The sequence below is a fragment of the Aliihoeflea sp. 40Bstr573 genome (assembly GCF_024105655.1).
Taxonomy (GTDB): domain Bacteria; phylum Pseudomonadota; class Alphaproteobacteria; order Rhizobiales; family Rhizobiaceae; genus Aliihoeflea.
In genome coordinates, this window is sequence record NZ_JAAAMH010000026.1 from 16,861 (window position 1) to 35,394 (window position 18,534).

Below are 18,534 nucleotides of genomic sequence, written 5' to 3' on the forward strand. Positions count from 1 at the left end.
GCAGATTAATGAGCGCGCCGCGGGTGTAGCTCAATGGTAGAGCAGCAGCTTCCCAAGCTGAATACGAGGGTTCGATTCCCTTCACCCGCTCCAGCCGGCTTGAAGCGTCCGTCCTGAATGCGTATGTCCCATCTCGCACCAACGGAGACATCACATGTCGGCAGTGAACCGCTTTCTCGGCGACAGTCCTTTGCGGGTTCTGGTCAAGCTGATCGTGATCTCGTTTCTGGTCGGCATCGTCATGAGCGTGATGGGCTGGTCGCCCTATGACGTCATCTACGGCGTGCGCGATCTCGTCCTCAACATCTACTACATGGGCTTCGACGCCTTCGGCCGCTTCATCGACTATTTCCTCGTGGGCGCCATCATCGTCGTTCCGGCCTTCTTCATCATCCGCCTTCTGAGCTACCGGCGCGGCTGATCAGGCGAACGCAACCGCCGTATCGAACAGGATTGCGTGCCGCGCAGCCAGCGCGTCGATATCGTTCGAATAGCCGCCGCCGATGACCCCGCACACAGGGATGCCCCGCTCCCGGAAGTGACCGATGACGGCGCGGTCCCGCGCGAGGATTCCGTCATCGGAAAGTGCAAGGCGTCCGAGCTTGTCGTCGCCATGCGGGTCGACGCCGGCATTGTAGAAGACGATCTGTGGCCGCGAATAATCGTCCACCAGGGGCAGGATCGCCGTCAACCGGGCAAGATAGGCCTCGTCTTCGACGCCATCGTCGAGCGCAATGTCGAAGTCGGAAACAGCCTTGCGGACCGGGTAGTTCCTGGCCGCATGCATCGAGAAGGTGAAGACCCGGTTCTCGCCCATCAGGATTTCCGCCGTCCCGTCGCCTTGGTGGACGTCGAGATCGACCACCAGCGCCCGCTTGATAGCGCCTTCGGCCAGAAGCGCATGTGCCGCGATGGCGACGTCGTTGAAGGTGCAAAAGCCCGCGCCCTGAGCGTGGCGCGCATGGTGGCTGCCGCCGGCCGCGTTGCAGGCGATGCCGTGGTCGAGCGCCAGCCGCGCGGCAAGCAGCGTCCCGCTGCTTGCAAGCTGCGCGCGCCGCGACACGCGCTCGCTGACCGCAAATCCGATCTCCTTTTCGATCGCCGGCGGAACGGCGCAATCCATCACCTGGCGCACATAGTCGCCCGCATGGGCGCGCGCGAGCGTTTCGAAGCCCGGCAAGTCGGGCACATGCTCGTTGTCCGGACGGGCAACTCCGCGTTCCCGCAGAACCTCGATCAGCCGTGCATACTTGCTCATCGGAAACCGATGATCGGCCGGAAATCGTGCGTCGTAATCGGGGTGGTGAACGATCGGCAGTTTCATCGCGAGACCAGATAGGCTTTGGTTGGCACCGGGAAAGGCGGGCGAATCGCCGCATCGACCTTGAGGATAGCCGCCTTGGACGAACGGACGGACATTTGCGAGCGGCGCTTCACGGTTACGAACGCGATGGTCCTTCGGATCGCCGTTCCGATGACGCTTGCCTATCTGACGACGCCGCTGATCGGCATTGCCGACACGGCGATCGTCGGCCAGCTTGGTGACGCTGCGCTTCTTGGCGGGCTTGCGGCCGGCGCGATTGTCTTCGACGTCGTCTTCGCCACCTTCAACTTCCTGCGCTCGGGCACCACCGGCCTCGTCAGCCAGGCCTACGGCAGCCGCGACCGGGCGGAGGAGCAGGCGATCTTCTGGCGCGCGCTGATCCTCGCGCTTCTCATCGGCGGCACGCTGATCCTGCTCGGGCCGGCGATCGCCGCTATCGGCGCCTGGTTCATCGGGGGCGAGCCGCGCGTCACGGAAGCGCTGCAGACCTATGTGCTGATCCGCCTGTGGTGCGCGCCACTTGCGCTCGGCAACTATGCCATCCTCGGCTACGTGCTCGGCCGGGGCGAGGGCGGCGTCGGCCTCGCGCTGCAATTCGCCATCAACCTCACCAATATCGCATTGTCGGTGTGGCTTGGCCTCTATCTGGGCTGGGGGCTTGAAGGCGTCGCCTGGGGCACGGTGCTCGGCGAGGCGGTGGGCTTTGCCGTGGGCATCGCCGTCCTGACGACGCGCTTTGGCCGGCGCGGTCCGATGCGGCCAGGGGCCTTGCGTGACCTTGCCAAACTCAGGGCCATGCTGGCGCTCAACCGCGACATCATGATCCGCTCCTTCGCGCTTCTGGCCGCCTTCGCGCTCCTTGCGCGGCAGGGCGCGCAACTCGGAACGGTCACGCTCGCTGCCAACGCCGTCCTGATGAATTTCTTCCTTGCGTCGAGCTATTTTCTTGACGGCTTCGCCACCGCCGCCGAGCAGCTTGCCGGCCGCGCCGTCGGCGCGCGCCATCGCCCGGCCTTCGACCGCGCCGTGACACTGACCGCGATCTGGGGTTTCGCGCTCTCCGGTCTTCTGGCGCTCGTCGTCCTTTTCCTTGGCGACCACCTGATCGCGCTCGTAACCACTGCGCCCGAAGTCCGCGATCTCGCATCGACCTACCTGCCATGGGCCGCGCTGACCGCGGTCACTGCGGTTCTCGCATTCCTGATGGACGGTGTCTTTATCGGCGCCACCTGGTCACGCGACATGCGCAACATGATGCTGCTTTCGCTGGCGCTCTACGTCGCGGCGCTCTTTGGGCTCGGGCCGCTCCTCGGCAATCACGGCCTGTGGGCTGCGCTCCACATCTTCCTTGCCGCGCGCGGGCTCAGCCTTCTCGCCGTCCTGCCGCGCCGGGCAGCGCAGACCTTCGGTCAGGGCGTCTGACGAGCCCAGTGGTCGGTGCGGCTGTCGCGAATGTCGCGCAGCGAGGCAAGCCCCTGAGCTTCGGCAAACCGGCTCATGCCGCGCAGGATTTCGCCCGGCAGCGTCGGCCCGGCATAGACCATGCCCGTATAGACCTGCACGAGGTCTGCGCCGGCTGCGATCTTCTCCAACGCCGTCTCGGTCGAATCCACGCCCCCGACGCCGATCAGCGGCAGATGCGGCCCCACAAGACGGCGCATCCGCGCCAGCATGATCGTCGAGCGGGCAAAGAGCGGCCGGCCCGAAACGCCGCCGCTTTCCTGCGCCAGCCGGCTCGTCAGCCCGTCGCGCGAAAGCGTCGTATTGGAGACGATGATGCCGTCGATCCCCTTGCCCGCGACCGTTTCGGCAATGTCCTCAAGGTCGGAATCGCCAAGGTCCGGCGCGATCTTGAGGAAGATCGGCGTCGCCTTGTCGCTCCGCGCGGCCGCGACCGCGCCGAGCAGTTCCTCGAGGCTCGCGCGCGCCTGCAGGTCGCGCAGCCCCGGCGTGTTGGGCGAGGAGATGTTGACGGTCAGGTAGGAGGCGAGGTCGCCAAAGCGCTTGACGCCCAGCACGTAGTCGCCGACCCGGTCTAGGCTGTCCTTGTTCGCCCCGATATTGACGCCGATGATGCCCCTGCGGCCCGCCCGTGCACGCAGTTTCGCCAGCGCCGCGTCATGGCCTTCATTGTTGAAGCCGAGCCGGTTGACGATCGCCTCGTCCTCGACCAGCCGGAAAATGCGCGGCTTGGGATTGCCCGGCTGCGGCTTCGGCGTCACCGTGCCGACTTCGGCAAAGCCGAAGCCGAGCTTCAACAGCGCGTCCGGTACGTCGGCATTCTTGTCGTATCCGGCCGCCATTCCAAGCGGATTGGGGAAGGAAAGCCCGGCGACCTCGACATGAAGCCGCACGTCCGCTGCCGGCTGTGGGCAAAGCGGCACCCCGCTCTTCAGCCCCGCGATCGAAAGCCCGTGCGCGCGCTCGGCATCGAGGCCAAAGAGAAGCTTGCGGCCGATCGTCCGGTACATCTGGTTCATGCCGCCAGCTCGGGAAAGACGTGCCGGCCGTCCGCGCCCAGCGGCAGGGGCAGGGCCCAAAGCGACAGGGCGGGATCGAGCGTGCCGTAGAGATGCGGGAAGAGATCACCGCCGCGCGAGGCTTCGTAACGTAGCGCCGCGCCAAGCGCATCGCCGTCGACGGCCACCAGCAGGAGATCGTCCTGCCCTGTAAAGTGCTTGGCCGCTGTCTCGCGCACCTGGGCACCGGTCGAAAAATGAATGAACCCGTCGGCAAGGTCGACGGGCGCGCCGTCGAAACTGCCGCGTCGCACCGCCTCTTGCCACATTGGCGCCGGGACGATCTTGTAGATAATGCTTGTCATATCCGCGCTATAGCGGTCGGGCGCCTCGATGGAAAGCGCCGCGGCCGCTCATGCCAAGGAGGATTTCATATGCGCCATCTCCTCGTCGCCGCCGCTCTTTTCGGAACACTGACCGTTCCCGCCCTCGCGCAGGAAACCGAACGCTACCGCCTCGAGCGCACCGATACCGGCTTCGTGCGCATGGACACGTCGACCGGCCAGATGTCGGTCTGCGAAGAGCGCTCAGGCCAGCTCGTCTGCCGCACCTCGACTGACGAGCGCGCGGCCTATGAGGAGCGGATCGACGATCTCGAACGTCGCGTCGAGGCGCTGGAGCGACAGGCCGGAGCATCGAACGATGCCACGGATGCGCTGCCCTCGGAGGAGGAGTTCGAGCGCTCGCTCGGCTACATGAAGCGCTTTTTCCAAAATTTCTTCGATATCGTCGAGGACTGGGAAAGGGGCCTTCGCTCGCCGCAGGACGAGCCCGCTCCCGACCGCACCTGACGGTTCAGCGCATGGCGACGTCGTAGACGGTCAGGCCAAACGCGAAGAAGGTCTGGGAGACGACGAACATCGCGCAGGCGACCAACAGGGATACCTGCGCGAAGCGGCCATAGACCTTGCTGAGCACCTTGCCGAAATAGCGCACCGCATGGTCATTTTTCGGCTTCATGCCATCGTCGAGATAGATCCACACTTCCGTGCGGCTTGGCATTTTGTGTTTCGCCGTCTGCGCCTTGAAAACGAGGATCGCCGCCATGACGAGCGTCATGACCGCGCCTGCCCGAAGCGCCCACGCTGGGTCGAAGGAAAAGGCCAGCATCACGATGCCGATCGCCAGCGCGCCGAACATGACGGCGCGGCCGACGCAAAAGACGGCAATCTGCCTTATGGTTTCCATCAGGGCGGTTCCGATTTTGGATGTGCCTTAACGTCATGCCGGCAGGCGGGTTCCTCAAAGGGGCGCGATCTGCACGACTAAAGTCGAATAAAGCACGGCTCGGGAATAAACGGAGTTCACAAAATCCGGCGCATTGCCACAATCGCACTAGCGCCATCCGCACTTCCCGCTAAACTTCGCCCGCGGGCCGGAACAGGGAGGGGTTTTTGGATCAGCGCTATCGCTTCGTCATCGCCGACGATCATCCGCTGTTTCGCGGTGCGCTCAAACAGGCGCTTTCCTCATTCGGGAATGCCAGGATCGAGGAAGTGGGTGATTTCGAAGCCGTGAAGGCCAGCGTCGTCGCCAATGACGACATCGATCTTCTTCTTCTCGATCTGACCATGCCTGGCTCCAGCGGCCTGTCCGGCCTCGTCGCGCTGCGCGGCATCTCCTCCAATTTCCCGATCGTCATCGTTTCCGCGCGTGACGATGCGGAAACTGTCCGGCGCGCGATCGAGCTCGGCGCCTCGGGCTTCATTTCGAAGTCGGCCGGCATGGACCAGATCCGCGGGGCGGTGGAAACCGTGCTCGCCGGCGGCATCGCGCTTCCTGACGGGCTCGAACTCGGGGAGGAGCGGGATGCGGAGGTCTCCGACCTGATCCAGCGCCTGCAATCGCTGACGCCGCAGCAGTCGCGCGTCCTGACCATGTTGGCCGAAGGTCTTCTCAACAAGCAGATCGCCTACGAGCTCGGCGTGTCGGAAGCCACGATCAAGGCGCATGTCTCAGCGATCCTGCAAAAGTTCGGCGTCGACAGCCGCACCCAGGCAGTCATCCGCCTCTCGCGCATCGGCATGGAGCAGCAGGCCAGCGCCTGATCATTCGGCCGCCGACAGCAGTTTTCGATAGCGCGTCAGCATTGTGCGCAGCGCCGCCGGCTTCACCGGCTTTTGCAGCACCGGCACGTCGAGCGCAGTGGCGCGCTCGCGCACGTCGTTCGAGCGGTCGGCGGTCACCAGGATGGCGGGGAGGGCATCGCCCCAGATCTGCCGCGCCCGCGCGATGGCCTGGAAGCCGTCTTCCTGGTCGAGGTGGAAATCGGCGAGGATGACATCCGGCGTTGGCATCGCCGCCGTCAGGCTCGACAAGCGTCCGGCCGTGGTCACGCGGCAGCCCCAGCCTTCGAGCAGCTTGCGCATCCCGTCGAGGATGCGCGGCTCGTTGTCGACGCAAAGAACCGAGACGCTGTCGAGGCGGATGTTGGAGCCGACCTGCGGGCGCACGTCGCTCGCCAGTGCCGCCTGCGGCGCTTCGGTGATGGGCAGCAGCACCGAAAAGCACGATCCCTTCCCCTTGACCGAATGGATGCGGATTTCCAGCCGCAGCACGCGCGCGATGCGGTCGACGATCGAGAGCCCGAGCCCCAGTCCCTGCGCCTCGCGCGCGCCGTCCTGAAGGCGCGTGAATTCGCGGAAGACGGTGTTCAGCTTGTCGCCGTCGATGCCGATGCCGGTATCGTGGACCTGCAGTTCGAGCAGATCGCCGCGCCGCTTGATGCCGACCAGCACCCGGCCCGTGCGCGTATATTTGATCGCGTTGGAGACGAGGTTCTGCACGAGGCGGCGGAAGAGGTTGCGGTCGGTATGGACGGCCAGACCGGTCGAAACGATGCGCAGGTCGAGCTTCTTCTCCTGCGCCAGCGGCTGAAAATCGGTCTGGATCTGCCGCAGCAGTCCGTCGAGACGGAAAGTGGTGTCGACCGGCCGCATCGCGCCGGTATCGAGGCGCGAAATGTCGAGCACGGCGCCGAGGATCGTTTCGACCGAATCGAGCGAGGATTCGATATTGGCGACCCCGTCGCCGACCGGGCTCTGGCCGACGCTTTCGGCAAGCGAGGCGCAATAGAGCCGCGCCGCGTTGAGCGGCTGCAGGATGTCGTGGCCGGCTGCGGCGAGGAACCGCGTCTTGCCGAGATTTGCTTCCTCGGCCAGCATCTGCGCCTGCGCCAGTTCCTCGTTGACGCGGGTCAGCTCGGCAGTCCGCCGCGCGACCCTGTTCTCGAGCGTCTCGTTGACGCGCTTGAGCGCAAGGTCGGCCTCCACGCGCGCCGTGATGTCCGCATAGGTCGCGACCAGCCCGCCGTCAGGCATCGGATTGGACCTGAGTTCGATGATCCGTCCGGTGCTCTTCAATTCGAGCTGCCAGGGAGAGCGAAAGGCCGCTAGGCGGTCGATCGTCTGGTGGATCGTGTCGAACGTGATATCGCCGCGATCGGCCAGATGCCGCAGGATCTCGTCGAGCGAGACGCCGACTCGCCCCATGGAATCCGGCAGGTAGAAGAGCGAGCGGTACTGCCTGTTCCAGCAGATCAGGCGAAAGTCGCGGTCGAAGACGGTGATGCCCTGCTCCATCTGGTCGAGCGCGATCTGCAGCAGGTCGCGATTGTGCTGCAGCGCCTCCGATGCGTCGTCGAGAAGCCGCAGCGCCTCGCGCGGCGAGCGGTCGTGGCGCTGGAAGAGGAGCGACAGGACGAGCCGCGCCGACGAAGAGCCGACCGCGCTCGTCAGAAGCTGCTCGGAAAAGCGGATCACGGCCATGTTGGCCGGCTCCTTGCCGACGAGCGGCTGGCTTTGCTTTGCCTCGAAATTCTGAAACGAGCGTTCCGTCCGCTCGACGCCGAGATAACGTGCGATCGTGTCCTTCAGATCATCGACGGTGACGGCGGTGCGGAACCTGCGGAAGCTCGGCATCGGGCTGGTGTCGCGCGGCACGAACAGCGCCGCCTGGATGCGCTCCAGCGGCTTGGCCGTGCGCGACAGCGAGCCGAGCACGAAAAACAGCGCGTTGACCGAAAGGCTCCACAATACGCCGTGAACGAGCGGCTCGGCATTGGTGCCGAACAGCGATTGGGGGCGCAACGCCTCCAGCCCGAACAGGCCAAACTGGACGATCTGCGTGTCCGGCGAGACAAGCGAGGGCATAAGAAGCGTGTAGCCCCAGATCGTGATACCGGCGACCATGCCGATCACCGCGCCGCGGGCATTTGCCCCGCGCCACACCAGCCCGCCGAAGAAGGCTGGTGCGAACTGCGCGATCGCGGCAAACGAGATCAGCCCGATCGAGGCGAGACGGGTGTTGTTGGTGATCTCGCGATAATAGAGGAACGCCGCGATCAGAACGGCGAAGATCGCCGCGCGCCGGATGTTGAGGATGACCTTCGAAAGATCGTCGCGCTGGACGAGATACTGTTTGGCCATGCCGCGCAGGAAGAGCGGGAGGATCAGATCGTTGGAAATCATGATCGCCAGCGCCACGCTCGCCACGATCACCATTGCCGTGGCCGCCGAGAGCCCGCCGATGAAGGCGAACATCGCCAGCCAGTCCTGGCCGAAGAGAAGCGGCAGCGAGACGACGTAGAGGTCGGCGTTCTGTTCGGGACCGAGCAGAACGATGCCGGCAAAGGCGATGGGGACGACGAAGAGGTTGATGATCACCAGATAGGCCGGAAATAGCCAGGTCGCCGTGCGCAGTTCGCTCTCGGAGCGGTTCTCGACGATGGTGACGTAGAACTGGCGCGGCAGCATGATGATGGCGATGGCGCTCAGGGCCGTCATGGTGATCCAGGTCGACAGCGATGTCTGGAAATCGTAAGCCGCCATGGCGCGGGCGGAATTTCGGACCTCACCGATCAGTTCGCTCGGACCGCCGAAGAAGAAGAACGAGACGGCGATGCCGACCGCCAGGAAAGCCGCAAGCTTGACGATCGATTCGACCGCGACCGCGAGGATCAGTCCGTCCTGATGCTCGGTCGCGTCCGCATGGCGCGTGCCGAACAGGATGGCGAAGACGGCGAGGAGGAATGTGACGATCAGCGAGATGTCGCCGAAGACGAAGTCCATCACCGGCGGCGCGCCGTTGTAGTGCTCGACCATCAGGCTGACGCTGCCGGAGATCGCCTTCAACTGAAGCGCGATGTAGGGAACCGTGCCCACGGCGGCGATCATCGTGGCGATCGAGGCGACGGCAAAGCGCTTGCCATAGCGGGCGGCAAGGAAGTCGGCGATGGATGTGATCTTCTCCGACTTCGCCAGCCGCATGATGCGCCGCAGCAGCGGAAAGCCGAACAGGAACACCATGATCGGCCCGATATAGATGGCGAGGAACTCGAAGCCGCGCTCGCTGGCCAGCCCGACCGAGCCGAAGAACGTCCAGGACGTACAGTAGATCGCCAGGCTGAGCGCGTAGATGTACGGGCGCGCCTTGCCCGACCCGAAGCGCGCGGAATGCCGGTCGCCGAGGCTCGCAATGCCGAACAGCAGCGAGACATAGGCAATGGCGACGATGACGACCACCCAGCCCTGCATGCCCGGTCTTTCCTCCTCCTTGTCCGTTCAGGCAACCACACGGCGTGCCCCCTGTCCATCGAACTTGCGTCTGAGCCAGATGACTGTGGGGCCAGCGAAGATTGCAGCTTATGCGCGCGAAAGCTTCTGCTATCTTCCGCCATGTTGCGGCAACCGGCCGCGGCGTGCGCTCACTCGGCTCCCAGGCGATACGGAGGCTGCCATGATCAAGGAATTTCAGGAATTCATAGCCAGAGGCAATGTGATGGATCTTGCCGTCGGCGTCATTATCGGCGGCGCGTTCGGCCTGATCGTCTCGTCTCTGGTCGACGACATCATCATGCCGGTCGTCGGCGCCATCTTCGGCGGTTTCGACTTTTCGAACTACTTCCTCCCGCTCTCGTCTGAAGTCACCGCCACCACGCTGGCGGCGGCCCGCGAGCAAGGCGCGGTATTCGCCTATGGCAGCTTCATCACGGTCCTGATCAACTTCCTGATCCTCGCCTGGATCATCTTCCTGATCGTCAAGGCGGTGAACAATCTGCGTCGGCGTATGGAGCGCGAGGAAAAGGTCGTCGACGTGCCGCCAGCGCCCCCTGCCGATGTCGCCCTTTTGACCGAGATCCGAGATCTGCTTGCGCGCCGGCCGGTCTGACCCTTGCAGCCCGGCAATCCGGCAGGGCGCTTTCTCAGGGAAACCGAATGTCTCTCGTTGATCACCTGCGCGGCGCAGCCCGGCTTGCGCCCGAAAGCGGCATCGTTGCCGTCGTCAACCATGGCCGAACGAAGCCCGGTCTCATTCCGCTATGGGCAGGCGAGGGCGACAAGCCGACCCCGGACTTTATCCAGAATGCCGCCATCGAGGCGCTCAAGGCGGGCGAGACCTTCTACACCTGGCAGCGCGGCATTCCCGAACTGCGCCACGCGCTCGCGCGCTACCACAAACGCCATTTCGGCTACGACTTCTCTCATGAGGAGTTCATCGTCACCGGCTCGGGCATGCAGGCGATCCAGCTTGCAATCGACGCCGTGGCGGGCGCCGGGGACGAGGTGATCTATCTGCCCCCTTCCTGGCCGAACTTTCCCGCAGCTCTCGGCGTCTCCGGCGCCGTGCCGGTTTCCGTTCCGCTCGTCCATTCGGGCAATGGCTGGGCCTGCGACGTCGACGGCATCGAGGAGGCGATCACGGAAAGGACGAAGGCGATCTTCGTCAACACGCCGTCGAACCCGACCGGCTGGACCGCGGACCGCGAGACCCTGGAGGAAATTCTGGAGATCGCGCGCGAGCGTAACCTGTGGATCATCGCCGACGAGATCTATTCGCTGTTCTACTATGACGGCCCGCGCGCGCCTTCCTTCATGGATGTGATGCGGCCCGATGACCGCATCCTTTTCGTCAACTCGTTCTCCAAGAACTGGGCCATGACCGGCTGGCGCGTCGGCTGGCTGAAAGTCCATCCCGAATTGCAGCAGGTCTTCGAAAACCTGATCCAGTATTCGACCTCGGGCACGCCGGCCTTCCTGCAGAAAGGCGCGGTGGCCGCGCTCGACGAGGGCGACGAGTTCCTGACGTCGGAAATCGCGGCGGCACACATTGCGCGCGACGCGATCGCCCAGCGCCTTCTCGCCACCGGCCGCGTCGACCTGACAGTGCCGCCGGGCGCGTTCTATCTGTTCTTCAGGATCGACGGCATCCGCGACACGAAAAAGGCTGCGTTCGAGATCGTAGACGAGGCGAATGTGGGCCTCGCGCCGGGAACCGCGTTCGGGCCGGGCGGGCAGGAGTTTTTCCGCCTCTGCTTCCACCGCCGCCTCGATCATGTCGAGGAAGCGGCGGATCGGCTGGCGCGCTGGATCTCGAGCCGTTAGCCGCCGGCTTTGGCGGTCACCAGCGAAACCACCCGTCCGGACTGACCGGCCTGCGTCTCCGTGGGCGCGGTCTGGAAGGGGATGCCGAGCGCGGTCCACGTCTCCAGAAGCGCATCCTTCAGCCCCGCGATCAGCGCATCCGAATGGAACGGTGTCGGCGTGATGCGCAGCCGCTCCGTGCCACGTGGTACGGTCGGGTAATTGATCGGCTGGATGTAGACGCCGTGCGTGTCGAGCAGGCGGTCGCTCGCCTGCTTGCAAAGCTCCGGATCGCCGACCAGAAGCGGCACGATATGCGTCGAGGATGGCATGACCGGCAGGCCCGCCGCTTTCAGCGCATCCTTGGCCTGCTGCGCCTGGCGCTGGTGCGCTTCGCGCTCTACCTGGCTTTCCTTCAGGTGCCGGATCGAGGCGGTGGCCGCCGCAGCCAGTGCAGGCGGCAGGGCGGTTGTAAAGATGAAGCCCGGCGCGTAGGAGCGCACGGCGTCGATGACGGCGCGCTTGCCGGTGATGTAGCCGCCCATGACGCCGAACGCCTTGGCGAGCGTTCCCTCGATGATGTCGATGCGGTGTGTGAGGTCTTCGCGCTCGCTGATGCCGCCGCCGCGAGCGCCATACATGCCGACCGCGTGCACCTCGTCGATATAGGTCATCGCGTTGTAGCGCTCGGCCAGATCGCAGATTTCCTTGATCGGCGCGATGTCGCCATCCATCGAATAGACGCTCTCGAAAGCGATCAGCTTTGCGCGCTCGATCGGCGCGGCCTGCAGCAGGCTTTCCAGATGGGCAAGGTCGTTGTGGCGGAAGATTTTCTTTTCCGCACCGGACTTCTTCACGCCCTCGATCATCGAAGCGTGGTTGAGTTCGTCCGAAAGGATCAGGCAATCGGGCAGCAGCTTGGCGATGGTCGAGATCGCCGCCTCGTTTGAAACGAAGCCCGACGTGAAGACGAGGCCGGCTTCCTTGCCGTGCAGGTCTGCGAGCTCGGCCTCGAGTTCAACCAGCGGATGGTTGGTGCCGGAGATATTGCGCGTGCCACCGGCGCCCGAGCCCATGCGGCTGGCCGCGTTCTGCATCGCGCCTATCACGCTCTCATGCTGTCCCATGCCCAGATAGTCGTTGGAGCACCAGACGGTGATCTCGCGCGCTTCGCCGTTCGAGCGCCAGATCGCGCGCGGGAACTCTCCCGCGATGCGCTCGAGATCTGCAAAGACGCGGTAGCGGCGCTCGGCGTGAAGCTGTGCGATCGCCTCGTCGAAAAATCGGTCGTAGTTCATTCCTGGCCCCGTTGTCGCGCGGAACATAGGCTCGCGCCTCGATGGCGTCACACCGACAAATTGCCACGCCCTAGAACGCTTCTAGACTACGCTTTTCAGCCAAAGGGCGCTCACAATTAAGGCTCCGGCTCCTTTTTCGCAAGAACGGCTGCCGGAAGCAGAATGTCGGCCGCTCGGACGAGCCCGGTCACGATCGCCTGCCGCTCTGGCGCGGCCAGCGCCGCGAGCCGGCTGGCGAATGCATCGCCGAGCGGCTCTGGCGCGGCATTGGCCTTGGCTGCGCCGGCGGCGGTCAGCCGGGTGTGCACGATGCGCCGGTCATGGGCGGAGCGATAGCGTTCGATCAGGCCGCGCTCTTCCAGATTGTCGAGGATCGTCACGACGGTAGCCGCGCTGATGTCGGCGTGGGCGGAGAGCGCGGTCGTCGTAACCTCGCCGAGTTCGGCGATCCCCTTCATCAAGACGAGCTGCGCCGCAGTCAGCCCGACAGTTTTCGTCAGCGCCTTCGATTGCAGGTCATGCGCCCGCACGATCCGGCGGATCGCCTTTTCTATCGTCTTCAGGTCGGAGCGAAGGAACTCCCGCAGGCCTTCCGCGTTCGTCCGGACATCAGCCACGACAACCTCATTAATTTGACATCTAATCATTTGACTTATAAATGATCGGAAATCAAAGTTCAATCGACAACGGAGGGTTGGAAAAACAACCGTGTGTGGAATTTGCGGAGAGATCAGGTTCGACGGCGCGCAGCCATCGGCTTTTGCCATTTCGAAGATGATGGATGCCATTGCGCCGCGCGGCCCGGACGGGTCCGGCCTGGTGATGCACAACAATGCCGCGCTCGCCCATCGCCGCCTGTCTATCATCGACCTGTCGCAAAAGGCCCGCCAGCCTATGGTGGACGGCGAGTTGGGTCTGACCATCGCGTTCAACGGCTGCATCTACAACTATCCAGAACTGCGTGCCGAACTCGAAGGCAAGGGCTACAAGTTCTTCTCCACGGGCGACACGGAAGTCATCCTCAAGGCCTATCATGCCTGGGGCGTCGACTGCGTGAAGCGCTTCCTCGGCATGTTCGCCTTCGTCATCCACGAGCGGGACACGGGCCGCGTCGTCGTCGCGCGAGACCGGTTCGGCATCAAACCGCTCTACATCGCCGAGACGCCGCATGCGCTGCGCTTTGCCTCTTCGCTTCCCGCGCTCCTGAAGGCGGGCGACATCGACACCTCGATCGACCGCATCGCGCTTCACCACTATCTCTCCTTCCACGCCGTCGTGCCGCCTCCGCGCACCATCATCAACGGCGTCAAGAAGATGCCGCCGGCGACAATCCGCGTCATCGAGCCGAATGGCGTGCAGAAGGACACGGTCTACTGGCGTCCGCCCTATGAGCGCGACCCGGACTATTCCCTCTCTTCCGATGAGTGGCGCGACCGCGTGCTTGAGGCGCTGCGCGTCGCCGTCAAGCGCCGCATGGTCGCCGACGTGCCGGTCGGCGTGCTCCTCTCCGGCGGCGTCGACTCCTCCGTCATCGTCGGCCTTCTCGCAGAACAGGGCCAGCATGGGCTGATGACCTTCTCGGTCGGTTTCGAGGAGGCGAACGGCGAAAAGGGCGACGAGTTCGTCTATTCGGACCTCATCGCCAAGCATTTCGACACGAAGCATCACAAGATCTTCGTGCCGTCGAGCGAACTGATGGACGCGCTTCCAGGCACGTTTGCCGCAATGTCCGAGCCGATGGTCTCCTATGACAATGTCGGCTTCTACCTCCTGTCGAAGGAGGTCTCGAAGCACATCAAGGTCGTGCAGTCGGGGCAGGGCGCCGACGAGGTCTTCGGCGGCTATCACTGGTATCCGCCGCTGGCGAATTCCAACGACGTCGTCTCCGACTATGCCAAGGTCTTCTTCGACCGCAGCCACGCGAAGATGGCCGAGCATATCAACGCCGAATGGCTGCCCGACCACGATCCGAGCCTCGACCTCGTCTCGCGCCATTTGAGGATGGCGAACGCCGATACGCCCGTCGATGCCGCGCTGCGCCTCGATAGCGAGGTGATGCTCGTCGACGATCCGGTCAAGCGCGTCGACAACATGACCATGGCCTGGGGTCTGGAGGCGCGTGTGCCCTTCCTCGACCACGAACTGGTTGAACTCGCCGCGAAGATCCCGCCCGAGGAAAAGCTGAAGCAGAACGGGAAGGGCGTGCTCAAGGAAGCTGCCCGCAAGGTCATCCCGCACGAGGTGATCGACCGCAAGAAGGGCTACTTCCCGGTTCCGCAGCTCAAATATGTCGACGGTCCCTATCTCGACCTGGTCCGCGACGCGCTGACGTCGCAGGCCGCGAAGGATCGCAACATCTTCCGCGACGACTACCTGCAGCGGCTCTTTGCCAATCCCTCGGATCATATCACGCCCCTCCAGGGCTCGGAACTTTGGCAGGTGGGGCTTCTGGAACTCTGGCTTCAGACCCACGGGATCTGATCATGGCCCGCAGATCAGCGGCCGCCGAGCGCGGCCGCACCGACAAGGCCCTCGGGCATCGCTTGAGAAGGATGCGAAACGAAACGATGAAACCCATCGCGCAGCACGACCCGGCGGCGGACCTGCCCAAATCGAACGCATCCATCGATTGCGGGTGGGGCAGGCTCCATTTCTGCCAGACCTACGAGGGCAACGAAGCGATTGTGGACGCGCTGCGCGAGGAGGGACCCGCGCGGCGCGACATTGCGTTCTACGTCCGCGATCCGCACGTGCTGCTCGCCATGGCTCCGCAGGAAATCTTCCTTGACCCCTCGCACACCTTCCGCCTCGACCTTTCGACCTATCGCTCCGCGCGCAAGCAGCCCAAGGGCTACTTCATTCGCCGCTTGTCGTCGGAGGCCGATGCCGACGCTGTCAATACCATCTACGCCTCGCGCAACATGGTGCCGGTGCGCCCGGACTTTTTCTGGCGCAACCGCGACAGCCGCTCCTTGACCTATCTCGTCGCCGAGGACGAGATCACCGGCGAGATCATCGGCACGGTGACGGGCGTGGACCACAAGCGCCTCTTCAACGATCCCGAAAAAGGCTCCTCGCTCTGGTGCCTGGCGGTCGATCCGCAGGCGCGCCATCCCGGCATCGGCGAGATGCTGGTGCGCCGCCTCGCAGAGCACTTCGCCGCGCGCGGATCGGCTTTCATGGACCTGTCGGTGCTGCACGACAACGATCTGGCGATCGGACTTTACGAGAAGCTCGGCTTCAGGCGCGTTCCGGTCTTCGCCATTAAGCGCAAGAATCCGATCAACGAAAAGCTCTTCGCCTCGCCGCTCGCCGAATACGACGCGCTCAATCCCTATGCGCGGCTGATCGTCGACGAGGCGCGCCGGCGCGGCGTCAATGTCGAGATCACCGATGCCGAGGGCGGCTTCTTTCGCCTCTCCTATGGCGGCCGCTCGGTCCACTGCCGCGAAAGCCTGTCCGAGATGACGTCGGCCGTGGCGATGTCGATCTGCGACGACAAGTCGGTCACCCGCCGCGTCGTCGAAAATGCGGGTCTCGTCGTGCCGGAGCAGATGGTCGCCGGCGACGACGACACTGCCCTTTCCGCCTTCATCGAGAAGCACGGAAAGATCGTCGTGAAGCCGGCGCGCGGCGAGCAGGGCAAGGGCGTGGCCGTCGGCCTCGACAATCTCGACGATGCGAAGGCTGCGATCGCCGTCGCGCGTGACATCTGCGACCGCGTCCTTCTCGAAGCGTGCTTCGAGGGTTCCGACCTTCGCCTCGTCGTCATCGACTTTCGCCTCGTCGCAGCCGCCATGCGCCGGCCGCCCTGCATCGTCGGCGACGGCCAGAACGACATCCGCTCGCTGATCGAGAAGCAGTCGCGCCGTCGCGCGGCAGCCACCGGCGGCGAAAGCACCATCCCGATCGACGCCGAAACCGAACGGTGCCTTGCCGAGAAGGACCTGTCGCTCGACGACGTGCCGAAGGAAGGCGCGGAAATCGTGGTCCGCAAGACGGCCAATCTCCACACCGGTGGATCGATCCACGACGTTACGGCGCAGGTTCACCCAAAGCTCGTCGACGCGGCGATCAAGGCTGCGCGCGCGATCGACATTCCTGTCGTCGGCATCGATTTCATGGTTCATTCGCCCAGCGAGCCGGAATATGTCTTCATCGAGGCCAATGAACGCCCGGGCCTCGCCAATCACGAGCCCCAGCCGACGGCCGAGCGGTTCGTCGATCTCCTCTTCCCGATGTCCGGGCAAAGATCGGCGTCTCAGGCGCTCGGCCGCTAGTCCCAGCAGAGGTTTTCCCTTGAAGATCGACGAAGCCTATCTCGCTCGACAGCTCCACAACCTGCTCTCGATCAACAGCCCGACCGGCTACACCGACCAGATCGTGCGCTATTGCTCCGAGGAGCTCGAACGGCTCGGCCTGACGCCGGAGCTGACGCGCCGCGGTGCGATCCGCGCTGTGCGGCAGGGCTCGCGCCGACGCGGCGCACGCGCGATCATCACCCATCTCGACACGCTCGGCGCGCAGGTCAAGATGGTCAAGGAGAACGGCCGCCTTGAACTCGTGCCCATCGGCAACTGGTCTGCCCGCTTCGCCGAAGGCGCGCGTGTGACGGTCTACACCGAGCAGGGCGCGTATCGCGGCACGATCCTGCCTCTGAAGGCGTCCGGCCACACCTTCAACGAAGGCGTCGACACGCTGCCCATTGGTTGGGAGTTCATCGAGCTTCGCATCGACGCCCGGACGAAGAGCCGCGAGGAAACCCACGCGCTCGGCATCGATGTCGGCGATTTCGTCGCCGTCGATCCCCACCCCGAATTTCTCGACAATGGCTACATCAATTCACGCCATCTCGACGACAAGGCCGGTGTCGCCATCGCTCTCGCCGCGATCAAGGCGTTGGAAGACGAGAAATCCACGACACCCGTCGACATCCATTGGCTCTTCACCATTGCCGAGGAAGTCGGCGTCGGCGCCGCGTCCATCGTCACGCCCGAAATCGCCTCGATGGTCACCATCGACAACGGCACCACGGCACCGGGGCAAAACTCGTCGGAATTCGGTGTCACCATCGCCATGGCGGATCAGGCCGGCCCGTTCGATTATCACCTGACGCGCAAGCTGGTGGATCTGTGCCGCGACAACGGCCTGCAATACCAGAAGGACATCTTCCGCTACTACCGCTCGGATTCGGCCTCCGCCATCGAGGCCGGCCACGATGTGCGCACCGCGCTCGTCGCCTTCGGCGTTGACGCTTCGCACGGCTACGAGCGCATCCATGTCCACGCGTTGATCTCGATCGCCGAACTCGTAGCGCGCTATGTCGCAAGCCCGATCGAGATCGAGCGGGACGTCAGCGAGGTGTCAAGCCTGGAAGGCTTCACCGAGCAGCCGATGGAAGAGGCCGCGCAGCCCGAATTCGATCCGGACATCCACTCCCATGCCGAAGATCAGCGCTGAACGATGATCCGCGTTTGCTTGAGGCCGACGCGCTGGGTCAGCACGAACAGCCGCGCGGCATGTTCGGGGTGGAGGCGAACGCAACCCGCCGATGCCGGCCGTCCGAGCCGGTTCACCTGATAGGTGCCATGGACGGCGTAGTGCCCGTTGTAGAAGATCGCATAGGGCATCGGCGCGTTCTCGTAGCGGCTCGACCGATGGTTCTTCGACAGCCACTTCGCCGACCACTGCCCGGTCGGCGTGATCTTGCCTTTGCGCGCGGTTGAGACCGGCCAGCGATAGATCACCTTGCCATTGTGGCTGACGGTCATCGTCTGGGTGGCGAGACTGACCCTGGCGACCAAGCTTGCCGCATCCGCGGCGCCGGCCGGCAGGATTGCGATGATCGCGGCAACGACAATGGCAGCGAAACTTCTCATGATGTGCCCCTCATGCAACCAGAGCGCTAGGCCGTGTGGACGAATTTGATCAAGCATAGGCCGGCCGCGAAACTGACGATGGATCGGTAGTTCCGTGCGGTCTTTTCGCAGCGCAGGGCGACGCGCTTGAAGCGCTTGAGCCGCCCGAAGCCC

Annotated in this window: 17 protein-coding genes and 1 tRNA gene; 10 read left to right on the plus strand and 8 right to left on the minus strand. The window is 64.3% G+C overall.

The genetic code is table 11. The features are described from left to right. Nucleotides 1-19: 19 nt before the first annotated feature. Together GTK01_RS19000 and GTK01_RS19005 are read left to right on the plus strand one after the other, a co-directional pair. Nucleotides 20-93, plus strand: a tRNA-Gly gene (locus GTK01_RS19000). Between the two features lie 61 nt (nucleotides 94-154). Continuing rightward, nucleotides 155-421: a DUF6460 domain-containing protein gene (locus GTK01_RS19005; RefSeq protein ID WP_252929050.1), complete on the plus strand. Its 267-nt coding sequence runs from the start codon at nucleotides 155-157 to the stop codon at nucleotides 419-421. Here GTK01_RS19005 and GTK01_RS19010 read toward each other — a convergent pair whose 3' ends face one another. Further along, nucleotides 422-1,324 (minus strand): histone deacetylase, encoded by a 903-nt coding sequence (locus GTK01_RS19010; RefSeq protein ID WP_252929051.1) that lies wholly within the window; start codon nucleotides 1,322-1,324, stop codon nucleotides 422-424. Between the two features lie 126 nt (nucleotides 1,325-1,450). Here GTK01_RS19010 and GTK01_RS19015 point away from each other — a divergent pair, with 126 nt between their 5' ends. Beyond that, a complete protein-coding gene (locus GTK01_RS19015; protein ID WP_252929089.1) occupies nucleotides 1,451-2,746 on the plus strand; it encodes an MATE family efflux transporter in 1,296 nt (431 codons plus the stop codon). On the opposite strand, the gene GTK01_RS19020 is transcribed toward GTK01_RS19015, so the two are convergent. Further along, nucleotides 2,734-3,804 (minus strand): quinone-dependent dihydroorotate dehydrogenase, encoded by a 1,071-nt coding sequence (locus GTK01_RS19020; RefSeq protein ID WP_252929053.1) that lies wholly within the window; start codon nucleotides 3,802-3,804, stop codon nucleotides 2,734-2,736. The two genes, GTK01_RS19015 and GTK01_RS19020, sit on opposite strands and share 13 nt — an antisense overlap. After that, nucleotides 3,801-4,148 (minus strand): DUF952 domain-containing protein, encoded by a 348-nt coding sequence (locus GTK01_RS19025; protein ID WP_252929055.1) that lies wholly within the window; start codon nucleotides 4,146-4,148, stop codon nucleotides 3,801-3,803. The genes GTK01_RS19020 and GTK01_RS19025 overlap by 4 nt, the downstream gene beginning before the upstream one ends. Before the next feature lie 69 nt (nucleotides 4,149-4,217). Between GTK01_RS19025 and GTK01_RS19030 the strand changes: the two genes are divergently transcribed. Further along, entirely contained in the window at nucleotides 4,218-4,634 is a 417-nt protein-coding gene (locus tag GTK01_RS19030) for a DUF4988 domain-containing protein (protein WP_252929057.1), read from the plus strand. Between the two features lie 4 nt (nucleotides 4,635-4,638). On the opposite strand, the gene GTK01_RS19035 is transcribed toward GTK01_RS19030, so the two are convergent. Next, entirely contained in the window at nucleotides 4,639-5,031 is a 393-nt protein-coding gene (locus GTK01_RS19035; RefSeq protein ID WP_252929059.1) for a hypothetical protein, read from the minus strand. 206 nt (nucleotides 5,032-5,237) lie between these two features. Between GTK01_RS19035 and GTK01_RS19040 the strand changes: the two genes are divergently transcribed. Then, nucleotides 5,238-5,891 (plus strand): response regulator transcription factor, encoded by a 654-nt coding sequence (locus GTK01_RS19040; protein WP_252929061.1) that lies wholly within the window; start codon nucleotides 5,238-5,240, stop codon nucleotides 5,889-5,891. Here the strand turns inward: GTK01_RS19040 and GTK01_RS19045 are convergent, their stop codons facing one another. Beyond that, on the minus strand, nucleotides 5,892-9,377 hold the full coding sequence (locus tag GTK01_RS19045) for a hybrid sensor histidine kinase/response regulator (RefSeq protein ID WP_252929063.1): 3,486 nt from the start codon (nucleotides 9,375-9,377) through the stop codon (nucleotides 5,892-5,894). 202 nt (nucleotides 9,378-9,579) lie between these two features. Here GTK01_RS19045 and mscL point away from each other — a divergent pair, with 202 nt between their 5' ends. Both mscL and GTK01_RS19055 read left to right on the plus strand, forming a co-directional pair. Next, a complete protein-coding gene (mscL, locus tag GTK01_RS19050; protein ID WP_252929065.1) occupies nucleotides 9,580-10,011 on the plus strand; it encodes a large conductance mechanosensitive channel protein MscL in 432 nt (143 codons plus the stop codon). Nucleotides 10,012-10,058: 47 nt separating this feature from the next. Then, nucleotides 10,059-11,225 (plus strand): pyridoxal phosphate-dependent aminotransferase, encoded by a 1,167-nt coding sequence (locus tag GTK01_RS19055; RefSeq protein WP_252929067.1) that lies wholly within the window; start codon nucleotides 10,059-10,061, stop codon nucleotides 11,223-11,225. Here GTK01_RS19055 and hemA read toward each other — a convergent pair. Both hemA and GTK01_RS19065 read right to left on the minus strand, forming a co-directional pair. Then, nucleotides 11,222-12,502 (minus strand): 5-aminolevulinate synthase, encoded by a 1,281-nt coding sequence (hemA, locus tag GTK01_RS19060; RefSeq protein ID WP_252929069.1) that lies wholly within the window; start codon nucleotides 12,500-12,502, stop codon nucleotides 11,222-11,224. The two genes, GTK01_RS19055 and hemA, sit on opposite strands and share 4 nt — an antisense overlap. 116 nt (nucleotides 12,503-12,618) lie before the next feature. Beyond that, on the minus strand, nucleotides 12,619-13,119 hold the full coding sequence (locus tag GTK01_RS19065; RefSeq protein ID WP_252929071.1) for a MarR family transcriptional regulator: 501 nt from the start codon (nucleotides 13,117-13,119) through the stop codon (nucleotides 12,619-12,621). Nucleotides 13,120-13,210: 91 nt separating this feature from the next. Between GTK01_RS19065 and GTK01_RS19070 the strand changes: the two genes are divergently transcribed. From GTK01_RS19070 to GTK01_RS19080, 3 genes are read left to right on the plus strand one after another with little or no spacing between them, the layout of a single operon-like run. Next, nucleotides 13,211-14,983: an N-acetylglutaminylglutamine amidotransferase gene (locus GTK01_RS19070; RefSeq protein ID WP_252929073.1), complete on the plus strand. Its 1,773-nt coding sequence runs from the start codon at nucleotides 13,211-13,213 to the stop codon at nucleotides 14,981-14,983. A gap of 2 nt (nucleotides 14,984-14,985) precedes the next feature. Then, the gene (gene ngg, locus GTK01_RS19075) at nucleotides 14,986-16,782 is read left to right on the plus strand and encodes an N-acetylglutaminylglutamine synthetase (RefSeq protein WP_252929082.1); all 1,797 of its coding nucleotides are present in this window, start codon (nucleotides 14,986-14,988) and stop codon (nucleotides 16,780-16,782) included. 19 nt (nucleotides 16,783-16,801) lie between these two features. Further along, nucleotides 16,802-17,962: an osmoprotectant NAGGN system M42 family peptidase gene (locus GTK01_RS19080; protein ID WP_252929085.1), complete on the plus strand. Its 1,161-nt coding sequence runs from the start codon at nucleotides 16,802-16,804 to the stop codon at nucleotides 17,960-17,962. On the opposite strand, the gene GTK01_RS19085 is transcribed toward GTK01_RS19080, so the two are convergent. After that, nucleotides 17,953-18,381, minus strand: a complete 429-nt coding sequence (locus GTK01_RS19085; protein ID WP_252929087.1) for a L,D-transpeptidase — start codon at nucleotides 18,379-18,381, stop codon at nucleotides 17,953-17,955. The genes GTK01_RS19080 and GTK01_RS19085 overlap by 10 nt on opposite strands. Between the last annotated feature and the right edge of the window lie 153 nt (nucleotides 18,382-18,534).

Excerpts from the sequence above, each read along its gene's own strand:
- GTK01_RS19005 (WP_252929050.1), top strand. The coding sequence starts at position 155 with ATGTCGGCAGTGAACCGCTTTCTCGGCGACAGTCCTTTGCGGGTTCTG.
- GTK01_RS19010 (WP_252929051.1), bottom strand. The coding sequence starts at position 1,324 with ATGAAACTGCCGATCGTTCACCACCCCGATTACGACGCACGATTTCCG.
- GTK01_RS19015 (WP_252929089.1), top strand. The coding sequence starts at position 1,451 with ATGGTCCTTCGGATCGCCGTTCCGATGACGCTTGCCTATCTGACGACG.
- GTK01_RS19020 (WP_252929053.1), bottom strand. The coding sequence starts at position 3,804 with ATGAACCAGATGTACCGGACGATCGGCCGCAAGCTTCTCTTTGGCCTC.
- GTK01_RS19025 (WP_252929055.1), bottom strand. The coding sequence starts at position 4,148 with ATGACAAGCATTATCTACAAGATCGTCCCGGCGCCAATGTGGCAAGAG.
- GTK01_RS19030 (WP_252929057.1), top strand. The coding sequence starts at position 4,218 with ATGCGCCATCTCCTCGTCGCCGCCGCTCTTTTCGGAACACTGACCGTT.
- GTK01_RS19035 (WP_252929059.1), bottom strand. The coding sequence starts at position 5,031 with ATGGAAACCATAAGGCAGATTGCCGTCTTTTGCGTCGGCCGCGCCGTC.
- GTK01_RS19045 (WP_252929063.1), bottom strand. The coding sequence starts at position 9,377 with ATGCAGGGCTGGGTGGTCGTCATCGTCGCCATTGCCTATGTCTCGCTG.
- mscL (WP_252929065.1), top strand. The coding sequence starts at position 9,580 with ATGATCAAGGAATTTCAGGAATTCATAGCCAGAGGCAATGTGATGGAT.
- GTK01_RS19055 (WP_252929067.1), top strand. The coding sequence starts at position 10,059 with ATGTCTCTCGTTGATCACCTGCGCGGCGCAGCCCGGCTTGCGCCCGAA.
- hemA (WP_252929069.1), bottom strand. The coding sequence starts at position 12,502 with ATGAACTACGACCGATTTTTCGACGAGGCGATCGCACAGCTTCACGCC.
- ngg (WP_252929082.1), top strand. The coding sequence starts at position 14,986 with ATGGCCCGCAGATCAGCGGCCGCCGAGCGCGGCCGCACCGACAAGGCC.
- GTK01_RS19085 (WP_252929087.1), bottom strand. The coding sequence starts at position 18,381 with ATGAGAAGTTTCGCTGCCATTGTCGTTGCCGCGATCATCGCAATCCTG.